Here is a 20,087-nt window from a genome sequence, read left to right as displayed (position 1 = left end):
AAAAAGCCACTCACTATGTGAATGGCTTTTAAGATTATTTCGAAATTGTTGTTAGTCTACTAAAACAATTATCTTGTTATCTTTCATTTCGATTGTTCCTGACGTAATATCTAATGTATAGGTTTGGTCATTAACTTTCGTAAATTTATTTGCTACCTCTTTAGAAAAATCAAAGCTTGCCGCTGCAATTTTAATAGTTCCTTTTTCTAGAATAGAAACAATAGGAGCGTGATTATTCAAAATCTGAAAGCTTCCATCAACTCCCGGAAGTGTAACCGAAGTTACTTCTCCTGAAAATAATTTTGCTTCTGGTGATACTATTTCTAAAATCATCTTTTTTTAGTTTACAGTCTCAGCTAACAGTCCCAGTACTGAATACTGTGACAGAATACTGAAAACTAGATTATGCCTCAGCTAACATTTTTTCTCCAGCCTCAATAGCATCCTGAATAGAACCTTTTAAGTTGAAAGCTGCTTCTGGAAGGTGATCTAATTCACCATCGATAATCATGTTGAATCCTTTGATAGTATCTTTAATATCTACTAAAACTCCAGGAATACCTGTAAATTGCTCTGCTACGTGGAACGGCTGAGACAAGAAACGTTGTACACGACGAGCTCTTGATACAGAAAGTTTATCTTCTTCTGATAACTCTTCCATACCTAAGATGGCGATAATATCTTGAAGTTGTTTGTATTTTTGAAGAATTTCTTTAACTCTTTGTGCGCAGTCATAGTGCTCGTTTCCTAAAATTTGAGGAGTCAAAATTCTTGAAGTAGAATCTAACGGGTCAACCGCTGGATAAATACCTAACTCAGCAATTTTACGAGACAATACTGTTGTTGCATCTAAGTGAGCGAAAGTTGTAGCCGGCGCCGGGTCAGTTAAGTCATCCGCAGGAACGTAAACCGCTTGTACAGATGTAATAGATCCTTTGTTTGTAGATGTAATACGCTCTTGCATAGCTCCCATCTCTGTTGCCAAAGTTGGTTGGTATCCTACTGCAGAAGGCATACGTCCTAAAAGTGCCGATACCTCAGAACCTGCTTGTGTAAAACGGAAGATATTATCTACGAAGAATAATACGTCTTTACCTTGATCAGTTCCAGCTCCATCACGGAAATATTCAGCGATAGATAATCCTGAAAGTGCCACACGTGCACGAGCTCCAGGTGGCTCATTCATTTGTCCGAAAACGAAAGTAGCTTTAGACTCTCTCATTCCTGGCATATCTACTTTAGATAAATCCCATCCTCCATTTTCCATAGAGTGCATGAAATCATCACCATATTTAATAATTCCTGACTCTAACATCTCACGAAGTAAGTCATTCCCTTCACGTGTTCTTTCACCTACTCCTGCGAATACAGAAAGTCCACCGTGACCTTTTGCGATATTGTTGATCAACTCCTGAATCAATACTGTTTTACCAACACCTGCACCACCAAACAATCCAATTTTACCTCCTTTTGCATAAGGCTCGATCAAATCGATTACTTTAATACCTGTGAATAAAACTTCTGATGAAGTTGATAAATCTTCAAATTTAGGAGCTTGTCTGTGAATAGACAAACCGTTTTCTCCTGTTTTTGGCAAGTTTCCTAAACCATCAATTGCATCTCCAATTACATTGAATAAACGTCCATATACATCTGGACCGATTGGCATTTGGATTGGATTACCAGTTCCAACTACTTCATATCCTCTTGACAAACCGTCTGTAGAGTCCATAGAGATTGTACGAACAGTGTTTTCTCCAATGTGAGATTGTACTTCTAGAACTAATAAAGTTCCATCTTTTTTAGTGACTTCTAACGAATCATAAATTTTTGGAAGTTCAACATCTTTACCGTTGAAAACTACGTCTACTACTGGTCCAATGATTTGAGCAACTTTTCCTATTACTTTTGACATTACTTATGTATTTATTAAATAGCTATTTAGGTTTATCGAAAATACCTCTTTTTTCAGAGCGCAAAGATAATTTTTTAAAATATAAAATCAATTTTTTTTTCATAAAAAATAGCACGATTTTGTTTGATTCATAAAAACAGACTTTTAAACTGTCGTTTATATCATTTTTTAACGAAATAAAAAAGCCACTACATTTTATAAAACGAGTGGCTTTCTTAATTAAAAAAATGGTATATTATAGTGACGCCGGATATTGAATTGGATATAAAGCCAAATCAACATGACGAAGTGTAGAACCATACTTAGCGTTTATTGCGTCAACAAAAATATTAGCAATCAAACCATATCCTCTTCCGCTTGGATGAATTCCATCTAAAGAAAAAGCACCACCGGTTACGTAAGTAGAAGACATTGTATAATTTCCAAATCTATATCCTCCGCTTGCCAGTTGAGTCAATAAAGCTCTTGTATCAACAAAAGCCAAACCTTTTTCTTTAGCAACTGCATCAATAGTTACATTATAAGCATCTGTTGCAGCTTTAACTTCTGCAACTTCCTCTTTTGTCAAAACCCAGTTATCTGCTAAAGGAACTGATAATCCATTTACTTTTGTTGGATCACCTCCAACTGCTGTACCTATAAAAGTTCTGGCAGACAATATAACTAAATCATCTTTTGTTGCTTGTCTGTATGATGGAAGCCCGTAAGCAGAAAGATTAGTTAAATAACTATCTACAACCACAACAGCATTATTTCCTGCTTTGAAGTTTATAGTTCTGCGAGCCGCTTCATCTGCTGATAATAATTTATTAGCTACCATTTGCTGTAAACCTCCATTATACAATGCATAACCTGTATTTAATTGTGTCGCCAACGCCGCTGAAAGCGGAACAGGGTTATAAGGTACTGTTGTAAAATAAGGCAAAGCTGTAATATACGGAAGATTTGCTACTACTCCTTTTGCTCCATTTGCTGTTAGAGTTGTTGCCAATGTAGAATATATATTCGCAAAAACAGTTGGATCTGTAATATCATTTGGGCCATAGGTAGCCGGGTTTAGGTTTCCTTTTTGATCTTTTCCAGCTCCACCGGAAATTGCATAACTTAAAACATCATTTCCTCCAATGAATAAAGAGAAAAATGTTGGCGCTTGTGTTGCTGCATCAGCCAAAACTGTTGTTGTAGGCGTACTAGCAAATCTTGCAAAATAAGGATTTGCTGCTCCTGTAGCTACACCTGCAACATTTCCGTATCCCGGTGCAACTAAGTGAAAACTTTTTGCACCCGGAACTCCTAAATTATTAAACGGCCCTGTAAGATGCGCTGTTACTTCTGTTGTTGGTTTTCCAGCTACATTTACCGGAGCTTGTCCATTAAAATACAATCGGGTTGCAGCCACAACATTTCCTCCTAACAATAACCCCCCAAGGTTATCGTTCATAAATGGAGTTGCAAAAGTTCCGCCGCCTGCAGCTACAAACTGCTGTGCTAAAATATTAGTATAAGCTCCTTCCTGTCCTTTTTTGAAAAGAGCATTATCACTGTAACCAGCTGCAAAAGAATCTCCAAGAGCAACATATTTTGTGAAAACTGCCGAACCGGGAGTTACTGGAACTTCTTCGACTGTATTATTATCATCATCACTATTACAAGCCGCCATAAAGGTTAAAGAAACCAATAATAGCCATTTTATATTTTTTTTCATGTTAGTACTTTTTAAATTATTACCTCTTCATTTTCATTGAACGACAAGGAAGCCGAATCAATTTCACACAAATAATTATATCATTTAAGGATTAATTGTCCACGAAGCAAACCATTGCTGACCTATCATTCCCGCTCCAATTACCTGAAGATAATCTGATCCGAAAAGATTTGTTGCACCAACTTTTATAACAGATTTTAGTTTTGGTATTGCATAGTTTATCTGAGCATCAAGAACAGTATTTTCCGGAATTATTCCGTCTCCAAAAGAAGATTCCCATAAATATTCTGTATTCCATCTAACATTTACATTGAATCCTAAATTTTTAATCACTTTCGCATTTCCTAAAGAAGCTTTAATTCTATGTTTTGGAGTATTAAATCCTGCAACGAAATCAGGGTCATCTTGCTGCTTAAAGTTAAATTGAGCATAGTTATAATTAACTCCTAATTCAAAATCTTTATATACTTTTTTAGACAAGCCAACTCCAAATCCTAAAGAAGAAATCTCTGCTGTTGTATTTGTATAAACCTGATAAACTCTTCTGTCTCCAAAAGCTAATGCTTGATAACTTAGCGGTGTTCCTACCGTTCCATAATACGGAGAAATAACTCTCGCTGTATTCATGAAATCATTATAAATATTGTAATATCCATTAATATCAATTGATAAATCGTTTTGAACTACTGTACGGTAACCAGCTTCAAAAGCTTGTACTTGTTCCGGTTTTACCAATCCTATATTAGCCACCTGCAGATCGGCTACATTTCCTGATGCACCAAATGCCTGAACAGATGCCACAGTATAAGCATTACGATATGCGTTTTGACCAGACATTCCAATAGTTGCCGGCTGACCAGCGATTGTTTGTCCTGCCGTACTTACATTTACAGTTTCCTGAAAACGATCTAAATTTTCTGCTGCTGAACCAATCAATGCAAATGGCCCTAAATCTAAACCAATATATTGATCTTGTGTTGTTGGGTTACGGAAACCTGTTTGATAAGACAATCTGAAGTTATGTCTTTTTGATGCTCCTGCAGAATATACAAATGAAACTCTAGGCGAAACATTTCCATCAAAGTTTTGACTTTTATCATAACGTAACGATCCTGTAAATTTCAATCTGTCATCTAGGAATTTTTTCTGTAATTGCGCATATGCACCGTATTCTCTGTAAGAGATTGGTCCGTCGTAATCTGTAAAGATTGTTCCTTCAGAGTTCATTATGTATTCTCTCCAAGATCCACCAACCTGAACTTCTGCCCATTTGATTATATCTCTAAAATTATAGTTCACATCTGAGTGGTATAATTTTGAATGATCGATAAATTTTGCTCCTTGCGTTAAATCAGGATTTGAAACCACTGTAGATAAAGCACTGTTGAATTTCGCAGAACCCGGTTCAAATCTAGGAGAACCTGTTGGAGCTGGAATAAATGATATAGCAGCCGGAAGCACGTTGTAATCAGCAAAATTTCTTGCTATTGCAGCAGATTGATTTGCATTTGTTCCCATAACTGCACCAGCATATTGGTAAGCTGTTGCGTAATTTGTAAACCATTCTGTATCTGACTTAGCAGCTCTGTTAACGTTCCATGCTGCAAATCTCATGTCATAAGAATCACCGGCATCTTCACTTGTAAAATATACTCTACCAAAAAAGTTTTTCCCTTTTACTTCAAATTTACCTTGCTGCATTAAGAAATCTTTTAAAGCATATCTGTTTGCACCTTGATAAATAGTACTTCCTGTACCTATTTTATATTGTAGTATAAATTCTGTGTCGTTTGCCCAAGGTTTAATATGAGCGCTAAAATCAGCTTTCATACTTTTAACTTTATTATCTGTCAAATCTTGTTCGCGATATCCAGTTCTACTTACCTGACCAACATTTGGAATAAAAGTAGTAACCTCGTCACCATATATATTTAACCCGTCATAATTTTGATTCACCGCATGACTATCACCTCCTGTTGTCATACTTCTTTTATCTCCGGCAATCCATTCCGTTGCAGTCATGTAAGTAAAATTAGCCTTCATTGCAAAATGTTTTGTAAATGCTTTTGCTGCTCTAATTCCGAAATCATTATAATCATTTGTTCCTGCTATATCCTGGCTAGTTTTACCATATTTATAGTAAACACTAATTCCTTCATTTGTAAAAGGGCTCTTACTGTTCATAAACATGATTCCGTTGAAGGCGTTTGCTCCATAAAGGGCAGAAGATGCTCCCGGCAAAAGCTCAACACTTGCCACATCAATATCAGAAACACCAATTAAGTTTCCTAAAACAAAGTTTAAGGCTGGTGAAGAGTTATCCATTCCGTCTACCAATTGCATAAATCTGGTATTGGCTACTGTAGCAAAACCACGGGTATTGATCGATTTAAAAGAAATACTGCTCGTATTGAAATGCACTTCTTTTAAATTTTCTAATCCGTCATAAAAACTAGGAGCTGTTGTATTCTTAATTTCCTGAATACCCATCCTTTCAATAGTAACTGGCGACTCAATAACTCTCTCTGGAGTTCTTGAAGCAGAAACCACTATCTCGTCTAGTTTAGTTTCCTCATCTTTTAAAACCACATTTATTCTTTGGTTTACAGATGAAACGTTGATTGTTTGAGCTTCAAAACCTACCGCCGACACTTTTATCGAAAAAGGCAATTTTGCACTTGTGGTTAATTTAAATGTTCCATCAAAATCAGTGGATACACCACCGCTGCCTCCAAGTACAACAACATTGGCACCGGGAATAGATTGTTTGTTACTGTCAGTAACTGAACCTGTAATTGTATTCTGCGCGAAGGATATTCCGCTGAAAAACAACATAATTAGCAAGTAGACTCTCATTAGGGTTAGTTTTTGGTTAGTTCTTATTAGTTTTAATAGCCAAAATACAAATATTTTTAATATTAATAAAAAAACGTTAAAAAAAATTCATATTCAGCACAAAATTTTAAACTATTTTAACTATTTCATAATAGCTTTTATTAGATAAAAATCAATTATGAAACCAAGAAAAACATTAATACTATGCATACATATAAAATTTGAAAGAAAAATTGCGGATTTACTAAAAATACATGGGTCAGAAAAAAAATTTGATAAATAAAAAAAGCGAGACCTAAATCTCGCTTTTTTAACATTATTTATATTTTGAAAATATTTATTCCACCGTAACAGATTTTGCTAAGTTACGCGGCTGATCAACATTACATCCTCTCATAACTGCAATATAATATGAAAGTAACTGTAAAGGGATTGTCGTAATAAGTGGTGACAATGCATCTGAAGTTTCTGGAATTTCGATTACATAATCGGCTAATTCACGAACTTGCGTATCTCCTTTTGTAACAACGGCAATGATTTTACCACTTCTGGATTTAATCTCCTGGATATTACTTACAATTTTATCGTAGTGACCTTGTTTAGGCGCAATTACAATAACTGGCATTTGCTCATCAATTAAAGCAATTGGACCGTGTTTCATTTCGGCAGCTGGATAACCTTCTGCGTGAATATAAGAGATCTCTTTAAGTTTTAAAGCTCCCTCAAGTGCTACCGGGAAATTATATCCTCTACCTAAATAAAGGCAGTTTGGAGCATCTTTAAATTTAGCTGCGATTTCTTTCGCTCTGTCGTTTGTTTCTAATGCTTCAGCAACTTTTTCAGGAATTAATTCTAATTCTTGTAAGTATGCATGGAAATCAGGGTTTGACAAAGTTCCTTTTGCTTTTCCTAATCGCAAAGCAATCATAGTAAGAACTGTGATTTGGGTAGTAAAAGCTTTTGTAGAAGCTACTCCAATTTCTGGCCCTGCGTGCGTGTAAGCACCTGCATGACTTTCTCTTGAAATAGATGAACCTACAACATTACAAACTCCAAATACAAAAGCACCGTTTTCTTTAGCCAATTTAATAGCCGCCATAGTATCTGCAGTTTCTCCAGATTGAGAAATAGCAATTACAACGTCATCCTTATTTATGATTGGGTTTCTATATCTAAATTCAGAAGCGTATTCTACTTCAACCGGAATACGTGTAAATTCTTCAAAAATATACTCAGCAACTAAACCAGCATGCCATGAAGTTCCACAAGCAACAATTAAAATTCGCTTAGCATTTAAGAATTTCTCCAAATTATCTTCAACACCAGCCATTTGAACAATTCCTTCATTTGCATGAAGTCTTCCTCTGTAAGTATCTTTAATTACACTTGGCTGTTCATAGATTTCTTTCAGCATGAAATGATCATAACCTCCTTTTTCAATTTGCTCCAAATTCAATTGAAGCTCCTGAATATAAGGATCAACTAAAGAGTCATCTTTAATTTTTCTTACTTTAAGAGGTTTGTGCAGTCTGATATTAGCCATTTCACCATCTTCTAAATATACCGCATTTGCTGTATATTCAATAAATGGAGAAGCATCAGAAGCAATGAAGAATTCTCCTTCACCTACTCCAATTGCTAATGGGCTGCCTAATCTTGCAGCAACAATTTCGTTTGGATTTTTTTTATCAAAAACGGCAATTGCATAAGCTCCCACAACTTGATTTAATGCAATTTGAACTGCTTTACCAAGTTTAATTTTTTCATTTTTCTGAACTTCTTCAATCAAGTTTACTAGAACTTCTGTATCCGTATCAGATTTAAAAGAATAACCACGCTTAATTAACTCTTCTTTAAGTGGTGCATAATTCTCAATAATTCCATTGTGTATGATTACTAAATCTCCAGAATTAGAAACATGAGGATGCGAGTTCACGTCATTTGGTACACCGTGGGTAGCCCAGCGAGTGTGACCAATTCCAATATTTCCATTTATTGTAAAACCTTCCTGAGATTTAGCTTCAAGATCTGAAACTTTACCTTTTGTTTTACAAACTTTTATACCTGATTCGTCATCATACAACATAACGCCGGCACTATCATATCCTCTGTACTCAAGCCGCTTTAAGCCCTTGATAACAATAGGATAGGCCTCTCTATGGCCGATATATCCAACAATTCCACACATATATTACTTATTTATTTGGTTTCGTGTAGTAAACCTCAAGCCTTAGTCTATTAGCTTCCGGAACAGAAGATTTCCCTCCATATAATATTGTTCCAAGAGGATTCATAACTGATGCTCTAGGCGCTTCTGAAAAATATACATTTGGCTCCACAGCTGGATTAAGCAGAACCCTATTTTTCAATTTGTTTGATGTTACAATACTTATATCATCAGTAACAACAATACCTAACTTAACATTAGCAGCAGTTGCTGTTTTTAATAAATTACGAAGGTGATTTGTAATTCTGAACTTATAAGTTGTCCCTCTTTTTGTTGTTTCATCAACACTTATAATACCTCCATAAATAACTTTTGACATTTTCGGGTCATTAGTTACACTTGAACTTCCATCAGCCGAATAATCTAAAAGAGGAACATTATTTGTTAAATCATACAAATACACCCTTTTTGGCTCTTTAGCCTGTAAATTATCCGTTCCTTTGGCAGACATTTTCGCTGCGTCAATATGAAAAACTAAATTAGCTTCGTTAACTCTCCAATTTTTAAACTTAAAATTATTTCTAATTTCATCTAAACCATCAGGAACACCATTTGGCTCATTTTTTATATTACCATTATCATCATATGAGATTAGATCTGTTCTGCCAAAAAGCTCAATAACTGCAACAGATCCTTGACCTCCTTTTAAATATAGACTCTCATCACCATCAGCTTTGTTTGGCGATTTTATTGCAGTTTCATAATCTGCATTTTTAACATCCTGAAAAAGACTAACATTATTTCCTGTTAAATTGATTACTACAGACCTATCTTCAGTTGCATCACCATCTGTTGTAACGTCAGTTTTGGCTTTATATTTTATAGTAATTTTTCCTTTAGAAAAATCCATTAAAGCCATATTACTTAAACTTCCGCCAGATTTTTCAACCTTGAAATACAATCCTTTAAAATATTCCTGAAATACATCTGCAGCAGAAAGTTTTTCTTTCGCAGCATTTAAAATTTTCTCCTGAAAGAATTGCTTATTTAAATTTAAGCGCATCTCTGGTGCTACCAAAGTTGTAACATCCTTATTATCTTTATCTTTGGTTACATCTGCAATTTCTTTAGAATCAAAAAAGAATTCGCTGTTTTCAAGTACACCACCATCATTTAAAGGCTTTCCAGTTACTGCATAAGGCTTTTTAGCGCCTTCAAATTCAGATTGATCATTATAGTATAGCTGTGGGAATTGATTATTATTTTCATAATAATTGCTTCTCATTTGATAACCAGACTCGTAAACACTTAATTTAAGCTTACCTGTAGGGGCGCCATAAATAGAGTCGAGCTGATATACATGAGTTCCATCTGTATTGGTACTTGTTATATGGCTAAAATATGGTATACTTAAAACTGCGCTTTCTACAACTGGTGTTTCTCCAATTGATGGAGCATACGAATCAAGCGATACTTGTGTATTGTAATTTGCAGTAGTTGTACCAAAAACCGGATTATCATAAATCCCTAAAGCATTTATTGTTAAAGAGTTTGATTGTATTGGAGTTACTTCTTGATTATAAGCTATAACATCATATTTTTCAGGTTCCAATCCAAAATGATCATCACCAATTAAATCATCACCAATTGCATTAAAATCTTTGTCGCAAGAATATAAAAAAACAACTGTTGCAGCTAATAGAATTTTCTTAATAAAAGAAGTATTGTACATATTCGTATTAATAGTTAAAAATTTAAAGACCCATAGTTTTATAGAAATTTGTATACGCTTCAGCGAATGCATCTTTCGCGGCGAAAGGTAAAAAAGGTTTTCCTGAAGATTCTATAAATTTTGTTAAACTTGGAGAAACATTTTCTGACGCAATAATGACAGCATCAGAATGCAATATGCTGGCCTTTAAGACATTTTCGTAATTTGGAGTTTCAAGATCAGAAATTGATTCGTGCGGAACACCATCAAATTTAACCTTGTTTATCATTTCTAAATCTAAATTTTCATCAAAAGACTGACCATAAACTGAGGTAACGATTTTTGTATCATTAAATAAAGCCTCATTTTTATAATAGTGTTTCATATAAATTGGAAGCATAGCTGCCAACCATCCATGAACATGGATAATATCCGGAACCCAATTTAATTTTTTTACAGTTTCAACAACTCCTTTTGCAAAAAATATAGCACGCTCGTCGTTGTCTGGATATAAAACCCCTTCTTCGTCTGCAAAAGTGGCTTTACGTTTAAAATATTCATCATTATCAATAAAGTAAACCTGAATTCTTTCTTTAGGAATTGAAGCTACTTTGATAATTAATGGCATATCTAAATCATTCACTACCAAATTCATCCCTGAAAGCCTGATCACTTCGTGTAATTGATGTCTTCTTTCGTTGATATTTCCATATCTTGGCATGAAAATTCTTATCTGACCTCCCTGATCATTAATCATTTTAGGAACGTCATAAGACATTAAAGAAACCTCATTTTCAGCCAAATAAGGCACGACTTCAGATGATACGTATAATATCCTCTTATCTTTCATAATAGTATTTTACTTAATTTTTGGTAATAAAAACGTCGCAAAATTACAAAAATTTATGCAGTTTATAACTAATATATTATGTTTGCACTAAATTTTAATAATACCGCCATGCATATTTTCTACGGTAAAGTAGCTCTGATAGCTTATTTAAAAACTATCAAAACCGCAAATTCGACTATAGGATTTGTCCCAACCATGGGAGCTTTACACCAAGGGCATCTGGCTTTAATGCAACGTTCACTTAAAGAAAATGACGATACTGTTGTAAGTATTTTTGTAAATCCAACGCAATTTAACAATCCCGAAGATCTTGAAAAATACCCTCGTACTCTTGAAGAAGACGTTAAAAAAATGAGAGGTTTAAGTGACAAAATAATTTTATATGCTCCTTCTGTCGATGATATTTACGAAGGACAGACTATTTCGCAGTCTTTTGACTTTGACGGTTTAGAAAATCAGATGGAAGGAAAATTCCGTCCAGGCCATTTTAATGGTGTTGGAACAATCGTAAAACGTTTGTTCGAAATCGTGACTCCAACCAATGCTTATTTTGGTGAAAAAGATTTTCAGCAGCTTCAAATTGTTAAAAAACTGGTCGAAAAAAATAATCTTCCGGTAAACGTTGTGGGTTGTCCAATTTTTAGAGAAGACAATCTTTTGGCAATGAGTTCCAGAAACGAAAGATTAACTCCTGAAGAAAGAAAAGAAGCTTCTATAATCTATAAAGTTTTAACAGAAGCTAAAGAAATCTTCCAAAACAGTACGCCTGAAGAAATCATTAAATTTGTCGAGGATTCCTTTAAAGATAACAAAAGATTTGACCTCGAATATTTCGTCATTGCTGATGAATCGACATTATTACCTATCGATCACAAAACAAACGATAAAAAATACCGCGCGTTTATAGCGGTATTTGTTAATTCTATAAGACTGATAGACACCATTTCATTAAATTAAATTACCTTTGCTCCATGCAAATTCAAGTTATAAAATCAAAAATTCATCGAGTAAAAGTTACTGGAGCTGATTTAAATTATATTGGCAGTATTACTATTGATGAAACTTTACTAGAGGCTTCAAACATTATTGAAGGCGAAAAAGTAGCTATTGTTAACATTAATAATGGAGAACGTTTTGAAACTTATGCCATTAAGGGAGAAAAAAATTCAGGCGAAATCACGCTGAATGGACCTGCTGCCCGAAAAGTTCAAAAAGACGACATTATTATTATCATTTCGTATGCAACACTGGATTTTGAAGAAGCTAAAACCTTCAAACCGTGGATCATTTTTCCAAATGAAAACGATAATTCGTTAACATAACCCACATTCCTTTCTTATCCTTACGTGTATAATTTGTCAAAAAATATTTTTGTACAAACAGATTTTCTTTTGCCTAAATCGAAAATTTATTTGCCGTAAGAAATCATTGCTTTTTTTATTATCCCCAAATCACAAAAAGCAAATAAAGTATTATATTGCTACACTATTTCGAATACTTTTTAATTCACTGAAATGCCACAAATCATGAAAAAAGTTTACCTACTCATTACCTTAATTTCCATTTCTGTTTTTTCCCAGAAAAAATTTGACAATATTCAATCCGAAAAACTAGGAGAAGAAAGAAGAATAACTATTGGACTTCCTGCTTCTTACGATGCAAAATCAGATAAAAAATATCCTGTTTTATATTTATTAGATGGCGATTATTTGTTTGACCCGTTTGCAGGAGCCGTAAGTTATGGTAATTATTGGGACGATATTCCGGAAATGATCATCATTGGTATTCATCAAAATAAAGATGAAGAACGTTACGACGATACCACAATTGATCAAAACGAAGGACTACCTTTTGAAAAAGGAGCAAAATTTTTCGAATTTATTGGTTCAGAACTTATTCCGTATGTAGAGAAAAAATACCGTACATCTCCTTTCAGAATTATCGCTGGTCATGATGTAACAGCAAGTTTTGCTAACTTTTATCTTTACAAAGAAGAACCTCTTTTTAATGCATACATTTGTTTGAGCCCGGAACTTGCACCAAAAATGGAAGTTCGTATTGCTGAAAAATTTGCCAAAATACAAAAACCAATATTCTATTATCTTTCTGCCGGAGAAGGTGATATCAAAAAAATAAAAGAACCAATTGAAAAATTGGCCGGAAATATTAAAATTGCAAATAATCCGTTAGTGAATTATAAATACGAAGTATTTAAAGGTGCGACACATTATACTGAAGTTTTACATTCGATCCCGAGTGCATTATATCAGATTTTTGATATATACAGACCTATAAATTCTGCCGAATACAACGACAAAATTGCGGTTCTTCAAACGGGTTATGCCGATTATTTGCAAAAAAAATACAACGATATGTCTGAAGTTTTAGGCGTTCAGATTCCCGTTAGAATGAGTGACTTTAAAGTAATTGAAAATATTATTTTAAAAAGAAATGCCTACGACGAATTAGGAAGAATGGCTGAAATTGGAAATGTAAATTATCCAAAAGCCATGTTAGGAGAATATGAATTAGGCTTGATGTATGAAAAAATGGGCGATCCTAAACATGCTTCAAAAAAATACCAAAATGCTTCACAAATGGAGCCAATTGGTGACTTGAATAAAGATTTGATGTATGAGAAAATTGACGAAATGAATACGCTTGCTAAAAAAACAAAATAATGTCAAAAGTTAAAACTTCATTCTTCTGCCAAAATTGCGGCACACAATATGCTAAATGGCAAGGCCAATGCAATGCGTGTAAAGAATGGAATACTATTGCTGAAGAAATAATTCAGAAGCAGGAAAAAGTAGCGTGGAAAAGTGAACCAACCTCAACAAGCAAAGCGCCGAAACCTTTAAAAATAAATGAAATTGATTCGGCTTTGGAAATCCGAATGGATACTACCGATGGCGAATTGAATCGTGTTTTGGGCGGCGGAATTGTTCCGGGATCTTTAACGCTTTTAGGCGGAGAACCGGGAATTGGAAAAAGTACACTTTTACTTCAAATCTCATTAAAATTACCTTATAAAACTTTATATGTTTCTGGAGAAGAAAGTCAGAAGCAAATAAAAATGCGTGCCGAAAGAATTACGCCAAGCAGTGAAAATTGCTATATTCTAACGGAAACTAAAACGCAGAATATCTTCAAACAAATTGAAGCCATTCAGCCAGAAATCGTAATCATCGATTCGATTCAGACTTTACATACGGATTATATTGAATCAACTGCCGGAAGTATTTCTCAAATTAGAGAAACGACTGCCGAATTGATCAAATTTGCTAAAGAAACTAATATTCCTGTTATTTTAATTGGACATATTACGAAAGACGGAAATATCGCCGGACCAAAAATCCTGGAACACATGGTTGATACAGTTCTTCAGTTTGAAGGAGATAGAAATCACATTTACCGAATTTTACGTTCGTTAAAAAACCGTTTCGGTTCAACCTCTGAACTCGGAATTTACGAAATGCTTGGAAGCGGTTTACGAGAAGTAAGCAATCCGTCAGAAATCTTGATTTCGCACAAAGACGAAGAATTATCAGGAACTGCCATTGCTACAACACTTGAAGGAATGCGTCCGTTAATGATAGAAATTCAATCTTTGGTGAGCACAGCAGTTTACGGAACACCGCAACGAAGCACTACAGGTTACAATGCTAAAAGACTAAACATGATCTTGGCAGTTTTAGAAAAAAGAGCCGGATTCCGTTTAGGCGCAAAAGACGTTTTCTTAAACGTAACCGGAGGAATTTCTGTTGATGATCCTGCAATTGACCTTGCCGTTGTCGCTGCAATTTTATCATCAAATGAAGATATTCCGGTTGGAAAAGGTTTTTGTTTTGCCGGCGAAGTTGGGCTTTCTGGAGAAATTCGTCCTGTAAACCGCGTTGATCAAAGAATTCAGGAAGCTGAAAAATTAGGTTTCGACACTATTTTTGTTTCTAAATACAACAAAATCGCTTTAAAAAATACCGGGATCAAGATTGAACTTGTGGCAAAAATTGAAGATGTCGCGAGTATTCTTTTTGGTTGATTTTTTATAAAAATACCACTATGAATTTTCCAAAACAAAAAATATTCAAAGCTTTAAAAATACTGGCTGTAATAGTAGTTTTGCTTTGCATTGGATTATACTTTTTTCGCAATTCACTTTTAAAACAAGCCATTGCAAAAGTAACCCATAAAATGGCTGTTGATTACAACAGTGATTTCTCAATAAAAGATGCTTCTTTTAATGGTTTATCAAGCATCAAACTTACCGACGTTGTTTTGGTTCCTAAAAATGCCGATACACTTCTAAAAATTAAAAACATTGAAACCAGCGTCAGTTTAAGCAATTTATTAATTGGTGATGTTCAGCTTGGAACTCTAAAAGTCGACAACGGCTATATTCAATTAGTCAAAAAAGGAAAAATCCGCAACTTTGATGCTTTCTTAAAAAGAGACCGTGACGATTCTGAAAAAAGCGAAAAACGAAAATATGGTGCTTTTGCCTACCGTATTATTTCAAAACTTCTCAATTTAGTTCCTACCGATATGAATTTGGATAACTTCCAATTCAAAATTGATGATAATGGCAAAAAAACGGCTGTAGCAATCAATAAACTGGTTTTAAACAACAAACAACTTGAAACCAGTATTCATGTCCAAAGTAAAGATTTTGATCAGCGCTGGAACTTAAAAGGTTTTGCAGACCCAAGAAATCAAAAAGCAGATATTCGATTTTTTAATTTAGATACTGGAGCGATTCGTGTTCCGTATTTAGACGAACGATACGGCTTAAAAGCAAGTTTTGATTCTATCCGTTTAAACGTTGAAAATATTGACAAAAGCGGAAGCGAATTTCATCTTGATGGTTTTACATCTATCGTAAACCTAAAAATCAATCATCCAAAAATTGCCAGCAAAGATGTTGTTATAAAAAATGCACGTTTTGATTATAGATTTTTACTGGGTGATGACTTTATTTCGATTGACAGCACTTCGTCAATGACGCTGAATAAAATTAAACTGCGCCCTTACGTTTCTTACGATACTGAAAAAGATACGGTTTATACTCTAAAAGTTGATATTCCGAAAATGAAAGCGCAGGATTTTATTGTTTCACTTCCTGACGGTTTGTTTACGCATTTCCAGGGAATGCAGGCAACTGGGAATTTCGATTATAAACTCGATTTCAAATTCAATAAAAACAAACCAAATACGCTTGTTTTTGACAGTAAACTAAACAAAGAAGATTTACGAATTACAAAATATGGCGAAGCCGATTTAAATAAACTAAACGGCGAATTTGTCTATCGTGCGATTATTCAAAATGTATTGCAAAGACCCGTTTTAGTTGGAAATGCGAATCCAAATTATACGCCTTTAGACCAAATTTCTCCATATTTGAGAAAATGTGTTTTAACGACCGAAGATCCATCGTTCTTCTCACATCGTGGTTTTATAAATGAAGCTTTCAAACAATCGATTCTGAAAAATATCAGAACTAAGAAATTCTCCCGCGGAGCGAGTACAATCAGCATGCAGTTGATTAAAAATGTGTTTTTGACCAGAGAAAAAACGCTTTCGCGAAAGCTTGAAGAAATCTTGCTTGTTTACATTTTAGAAAATAACCGAATTGTAAGCAAGGAAAGAATGCTCGAGGTTTATTTCAATATCATAGAATGGGGACCAAACGTATACGGAATTGGCGAAGCAAGTCATTTTTATTTCCAAAAAAGTCCGTCAGCTTTAAATGTTGATGAATGTTTGTATTTGGCAACGATTATTCCGAAACCAAGAAAATTCATGTATCAGTTTAATGACGAAGGAAACCTGAAAGAATATGCATTGAAAAATCAAAAATTCCTGAAGAATTTAATGTTCCGTCGTGGTCTTTTGATTCCTGAAGATACAATTGGTCAATTACCGGTTTATATTTCAGGAAATGCGCGCTCGTTAATAAAAATCAAAGCTCCGGATTCGACTGCAGTTAAAAATGATTCTTTATCTACTGATGAGGAATTTGATTTGTAGATATTTGCCACTAAGGCACTAAGACACGAAGTTTTGTAAGTTCTGGGCGAAATTTGCTCGCAAAGTCGCGAAGCCGCAAAGTTTTCTTTAATTAGATTTAAACTTTGCGGCTTCGCGACTTTGCGAGATTATAACACTACACTTAAAAAAAACTTCGTGCCTTAGCGCCTTCGCGGCAAAACCCAACTACCTAAAATTCTTTAAAAACTCTTCTTTATAAGTCGATGAAACTTCGATTTCAGTTTCGTCATTGAGCGTGACAATTCCGCCTTTATTATATGATTTCACACAATTCATATTAATAATATGCGATTTATGAACACGAATAAAAGGCAAAGGTAAAATCTCTGAAAAGTGTTTTAAAAATCGGCATACCATTTTTTTATTGCCGTTATGGAGATATAAATCGGTGAAGTTGCCGTTACCGCGAAGACGTACTATTTCTTCCATTTTTACCACTTCAAAACCTTCTAGCGTTGGCAGAATAACTTGCTGCTTTTCCGGTTTTTGTTCGTGGAAATTTTCTACGATGATTTTATTTCGGTTAAAGATTTCATTGTTCATTATTTGATGCTGCACTTTATTTACAGCAACAATCAATTCCTCGATACTTATGGGTTTTAACAGATAATATGCCGCGCTCTGATTCAATGCTTTCAGCGAATATTCAGAAAAAGCGGTGACAAATATAGTTTCAAAATGTAAATCTTTACAAGCTTCCAGAACATCAAAAGCATTTCCAAAAGGCATTTCGACATCCAGAAAAACCAATTGCGGTTTCACTTCATGAAGCAGTGGAACGGCTTCTTTTATATTTTGAGCTTCACCCACAACCTCAACTTGCGGACAGTATTTACTTAAATAATTTTTAAGCACTTCACGCGCGGCAAGTTCATCTTCGACAATTACACTTTTTATCTTTTGCAGTGTCATCATATTTTGTCAATTAATGGAAAAACAATTTCAACAATAGTTCCCTTCTCTGCTCCTTCTTTTTCCGAAATATTAAACGAAATGTTCTTTTTGTACAATTCGTTCAAAAGATCAATTCGTTCTTTTGTATTGTTCAAACCGCGGGATTCGTAGATTTTCTGGTTCGTTGTTTTTAGTTCACGGCTTTTAGTTAGGCCAATTCCGTTATCGTCAATGGTAACAATTATTTTGCCGTTTTTATAATCAAACCGAAGCGATAAAAATCCTTTGTGGTCTAAATAGCGTAATCCGTGCCAAATTGAATTTTCTAAATGCGGCTGGATAATCATATTCGGAACAAAAACCCTTTCAGCATCCAGCGAATCATCTACAATAATTTCAAAATCAAATTTATCCTCAAAACGCAAATGTTCTAAATCCAGGTATTTCTTAAGTTGTTCGACTTCTTTATCTAAAGAAATAAAATCTTTATTGGAGTTTTCCATCATATTTCGCATCAAATTCGAATACGAAGTCAGGTATTTATTAGCTTCCAGTTCTTTATTTTCAGATATAAATTGATTCACGCTATTCAAACTATTGAAAATAAAATGCGGGTTCATTTCACGACGCAAAGACTGCAAAGCGATTTCTTTATTTTTTATTCTGATGGAATACAATGCTTTTGAAATAAACGTAAACAAAAGCAGCAGTAAAATTACCGAACCAATCAGAAAATAATTGAAGGTATTTTTCTTTGAAATCAATTCGTCTTTCAAGGTTTTTTCTTTTTCTAACTGACGAATTTTATCTTCGGTAATCTGAAACGTTTTGGCATCGATTAAAGTTGTATCAGAATGAATCAGCTTTTCAAAATTTTCAAAAAACTGTTCGTACAATGCCATACTTTCTTTGTCTTCGCCTTTTGTTTTGTAATATTTAATTAAGGATGACAAACTTTTTTTGGCTTCCGCCGAATTTCCTTTTTGAAACGATAAATCATAGGCTTGTTTCAAAGACGAAATTGCTTTTTCGGCTTCTGCTTTTTGAAAATAAAGAGACGCCAGCGATTGCAATTGTTTTATTTCGGTGTTATAATCTTTATTGGTTTTGGCTTCGGCAAGCAGTTTTTCATTTATGCTTACGGCTTTATCAAACTGATTATCTTCGGCATAAACTTTTGCAATTTCATTTTTGATTTTAATTACAGATTCTGGTTTGTCTTTTGCATACACTAATGCTTTTTTATAGCTTTCTATCGCAACCTTTTTATCTTTTAAATCTAATGAATTTTGCGCTTTTTGCACGTACGCATCTGTAACTTCCTGGCTTTTCTTTTCCTTTTTCAGCAATTCAATATTAGAATCTACATAACCTTTTTGACTCTCCGGATTCGACTGATTTTTAAGTCGGTTCGCATCGTTTAAATTTATCTTTTCTTCAGAGACATCTTTTGCCAATGAACCCGCAACTTCATAATTTTTAATTGCCGAATCAAAGTTTTTTTGGTTTTCCTGTGTTTTAGCTAAACTTCTGGTTACACGGGTTTTATCTTCCGTTAGTTTTAATTTGGTATAACTGTTTAATGCTCTTTTAAAATATTCTTCGGCTTTGGCATTATCACCGTTATTTAAAAATTCATTCGCCAGCCTTTCATAATTCTGAGCAATTTTTGATTCATCGTTTTCATCTAATGATTTAGATAAATCGTCGGCTGCTTTACTGATTTTGACTTGTTTGCTTTTTTCACTTTTCTGCACAGAAGCTTCCTGCGCCATTGTTCGCTGTGGAAACAATAACACTAAAAAAAGCAGACTAAAACCAATTAATAAATGACGTTTCACAATATGTTATTTAGAAATGTAAAGTAACCTAATTTCAAATTCCTATCCTATATTTTTCACCAAGTCAAACGACCTGTTGACCCATTCTGTCAAAAATACGTTTTTTCGATCAATACATTTG

Annotated in this window: 14 protein-coding genes; 5 read left to right on the top strand and 9 right to left on the bottom strand. The window is 34.3% G+C overall.

What is annotated here, in order from left to right; translation table 11 throughout:
* Nucleotides 1-51: 51 nt before the first annotated feature.
* The 7 genes from J2Y38_RS21645 to J2Y38_RS21615 all read right to left on the bottom strand — a co-directional run bounded on the left by J2Y38_RS21645 (nucleotide 52) and on the right by J2Y38_RS21615 (nucleotide 11,183).
* On the bottom strand, nucleotides 52-333 hold the full coding sequence (locus J2Y38_RS21645) for a F0F1 ATP synthase subunit epsilon (RefSeq protein ID WP_291147802.1): 282 nt from the start codon (nucleotides 331-333) through the stop codon (nucleotides 52-54).
* Nucleotides 334-403: 70 nt separating this feature from the next.
* Complete coding sequence (gene atpD / locus J2Y38_RS21640) at nucleotides 404-1,915, bottom strand: F0F1 ATP synthase subunit beta (protein ID WP_026984148.1); 1,512 nt, start codon at nucleotides 1,913-1,915, stop codon at nucleotides 404-406.
* A gap of 235 nt (nucleotides 1,916-2,150) precedes the next feature.
* Nucleotides 2,151-3,620, bottom strand: a complete 1,470-nt coding sequence (locus J2Y38_RS21635) for an SGNH/GDSL hydrolase family protein (RefSeq protein ID WP_309846748.1) — start codon at nucleotides 3,618-3,620, stop codon at nucleotides 2,151-2,153.
* Between the two features lie 84 nt (nucleotides 3,621-3,704).
* Nucleotides 3,705-6,476: a carboxypeptidase-like regulatory domain-containing protein gene (locus tag J2Y38_RS21630; protein ID WP_309846745.1), complete on the bottom strand. Its 2,772-nt coding sequence runs from the start codon at nucleotides 6,474-6,476 to the stop codon at nucleotides 3,705-3,707.
* A gap of 316 nt (nucleotides 6,477-6,792) precedes the next feature.
* Nucleotides 6,793-8,643, bottom strand: coding sequence for a glutamine--fructose-6-phosphate transaminase (isomerizing) (gene glmS / locus J2Y38_RS21625; protein WP_309846742.1), 1,851 nt, complete (start codon nucleotides 8,641-8,643; stop codon nucleotides 6,793-6,795).
* 7 nt (nucleotides 8,644-8,650) lie between these two features.
* Nucleotides 8,651-10,354, bottom strand: a complete 1,704-nt coding sequence (locus J2Y38_RS21620) for a DUF4270 domain-containing protein (protein WP_309846739.1) — start codon at nucleotides 10,352-10,354, stop codon at nucleotides 8,651-8,653.
* 22 nt (nucleotides 10,355-10,376) lie between these two features.
* The gene (locus J2Y38_RS21615; protein ID WP_056199861.1) at nucleotides 10,377-11,183 is read right to left on the bottom strand and encodes a glycogen/starch synthase; all 807 of its coding nucleotides are present in this window, start codon (nucleotides 11,181-11,183) and stop codon (nucleotides 10,377-10,379) included.
* A 78-nt stretch (nucleotides 11,184-11,261) separates the two neighbouring features.
* Here J2Y38_RS21615 and panC point away from each other — a divergent pair, with 78 nt between their 5' ends.
* The 5 genes from panC to J2Y38_RS21590 all read left to right on the top strand — a co-directional run bounded on the left by panC (nucleotide 11,262) and on the right by J2Y38_RS21590 (nucleotide 17,210).
* Complete coding sequence (gene panC / locus J2Y38_RS21610) at nucleotides 11,262-12,140, top strand: pantoate--beta-alanine ligase (RefSeq protein WP_309846735.1); 879 nt, start codon at nucleotides 11,262-11,264, stop codon at nucleotides 12,138-12,140.
* Nucleotides 12,141-12,154: 14 nt separating this feature from the next.
* Nucleotides 12,155-12,505 carry an aspartate 1-decarboxylase gene (gene panD, locus J2Y38_RS21605; protein WP_053473997.1) on the top strand — a complete coding sequence of 117 codons (351 nt, stop codon included), beginning with the start codon at nucleotides 12,155-12,157 and terminating at the stop codon, nucleotides 12,503-12,505.
* Nucleotides 12,506-12,709: 204 nt separating this feature from the next.
* The gene (locus J2Y38_RS21600) at nucleotides 12,710-13,864 is read left to right on the top strand and encodes an alpha/beta hydrolase-fold protein (RefSeq protein WP_309846733.1); all 1,155 of its coding nucleotides are present in this window, start codon (nucleotides 12,710-12,712) and stop codon (nucleotides 13,862-13,864) included.
* Nucleotides 13,864-15,225: a DNA repair protein RadA gene (radA, locus tag J2Y38_RS21595; RefSeq protein ID WP_309846731.1), complete on the top strand. Its 1,362-nt coding sequence runs from the start codon at nucleotides 13,864-13,866 to the stop codon at nucleotides 15,223-15,225. Before J2Y38_RS21600 ends, radA begins: the two co-directional genes overlap by 1 nt.
* A 20-nt stretch (nucleotides 15,226-15,245) precedes the next feature.
* On the top strand, nucleotides 15,246-17,210 hold the full coding sequence (locus J2Y38_RS21590; protein ID WP_309846729.1) for a biosynthetic peptidoglycan transglycosylase: 1,965 nt from the start codon (nucleotides 15,246-15,248) through the stop codon (nucleotides 17,208-17,210).
* A gap of 186 nt (nucleotides 17,211-17,396) precedes the next feature.
* Here the strand turns inward: J2Y38_RS21590 and J2Y38_RS21585 are convergent, their stop codons facing one another.
* The gene (locus tag J2Y38_RS21585; protein ID WP_309846727.1) at nucleotides 17,397-18,146 is read right to left on the bottom strand and encodes a LytTR family DNA-binding domain-containing protein; all 750 of its coding nucleotides are present in this window, start codon (nucleotides 18,144-18,146) and stop codon (nucleotides 17,397-17,399) included.
* The gene (locus tag J2Y38_RS21580; RefSeq protein WP_309846726.1) at nucleotides 18,143-19,966 is read right to left on the bottom strand and encodes a histidine kinase; all 1,824 of its coding nucleotides are present in this window, start codon (nucleotides 19,964-19,966) and stop codon (nucleotides 18,143-18,145) included. The genes J2Y38_RS21585 and J2Y38_RS21580 overlap by 4 nt, the downstream gene beginning before the upstream one ends.
* Between the last annotated feature and the right edge of the window lie 121 nt (nucleotides 19,967-20,087).

It is taken from the genome of Flavobacterium sp. 2755, from assembly GCF_031455715.1.
GTDB lineage: Bacteria > Bacteroidota > Bacteroidia > Flavobacteriales > Flavobacteriaceae > Flavobacterium.
This window is presented reverse-complemented; position numbering and strand designations above follow the sequence as displayed.

Coding starts and splice junctions, on each gene's coding strand:
- glmS (WP_309846742.1), bottom strand. CDS start 8,643: ATGTGTGGAATTGTTGGATATATCGGCCATAGAGAGGCCTATCCTATT.
- panD (WP_053473997.1), top strand. CDS start 12,155: ATGCAAATTCAAGTTATAAAATCAAAAATTCATCGAGTAAAAGTTACT.
- J2Y38_RS21620 (WP_309846739.1), bottom strand. CDS start 10,354: ATGTACAATACTTCTTTTATTAAGAAAATTCTATTAGCTGCAACAGTT.
- J2Y38_RS21585 (WP_309846727.1), bottom strand. CDS start 18,146: ATGATGACACTGCAAAAGATAAAAAGTGTAATTGTCGAAGATGAACTT.
- J2Y38_RS21590 (WP_309846729.1), top strand. CDS start 15,246: ATGAATTTTCCAAAACAAAAAATATTCAAAGCTTTAAAAATACTGGCT.
- J2Y38_RS21635 (WP_309846748.1), bottom strand. CDS start 3,620: ATGAAAAAAAATATAAAATGGCTATTATTGGTTTCTTTAACCTTTATG.
- J2Y38_RS21600 (WP_309846733.1), top strand. CDS start 12,710: ATGAAAAAAGTTTACCTACTCATTACCTTAATTTCCATTTCTGTTTTT.
- J2Y38_RS21645 (WP_291147802.1), bottom strand. CDS start 333: ATGATTTTAGAAATAGTATCACCAGAAGCAAAATTATTTTCAGGAGAA.
- panC (WP_309846735.1), top strand. CDS start 11,262: ATGTTTGCACTAAATTTTAATAATACCGCCATGCATATTTTCTACGGT.
- atpD (WP_026984148.1), bottom strand. CDS start 1,915: ATGTCAAAAGTAATAGGAAAAGTTGCTCAAATCATTGGACCAGTAGTA.
- J2Y38_RS21630 (WP_309846745.1), bottom strand. CDS start 6,476: ATGAGAGTCTACTTGCTAATTATGTTGTTTTTCAGCGGAATATCCTTC.
- radA (WP_309846731.1), top strand. CDS start 13,864: ATGTCAAAAGTTAAAACTTCATTCTTCTGCCAAAATTGCGGCACACAA.
- J2Y38_RS21615 (WP_056199861.1), bottom strand. CDS start 11,183: ATGAAAGATAAGAGGATATTATACGTATCATCTGAAGTCGTGCCTTAT.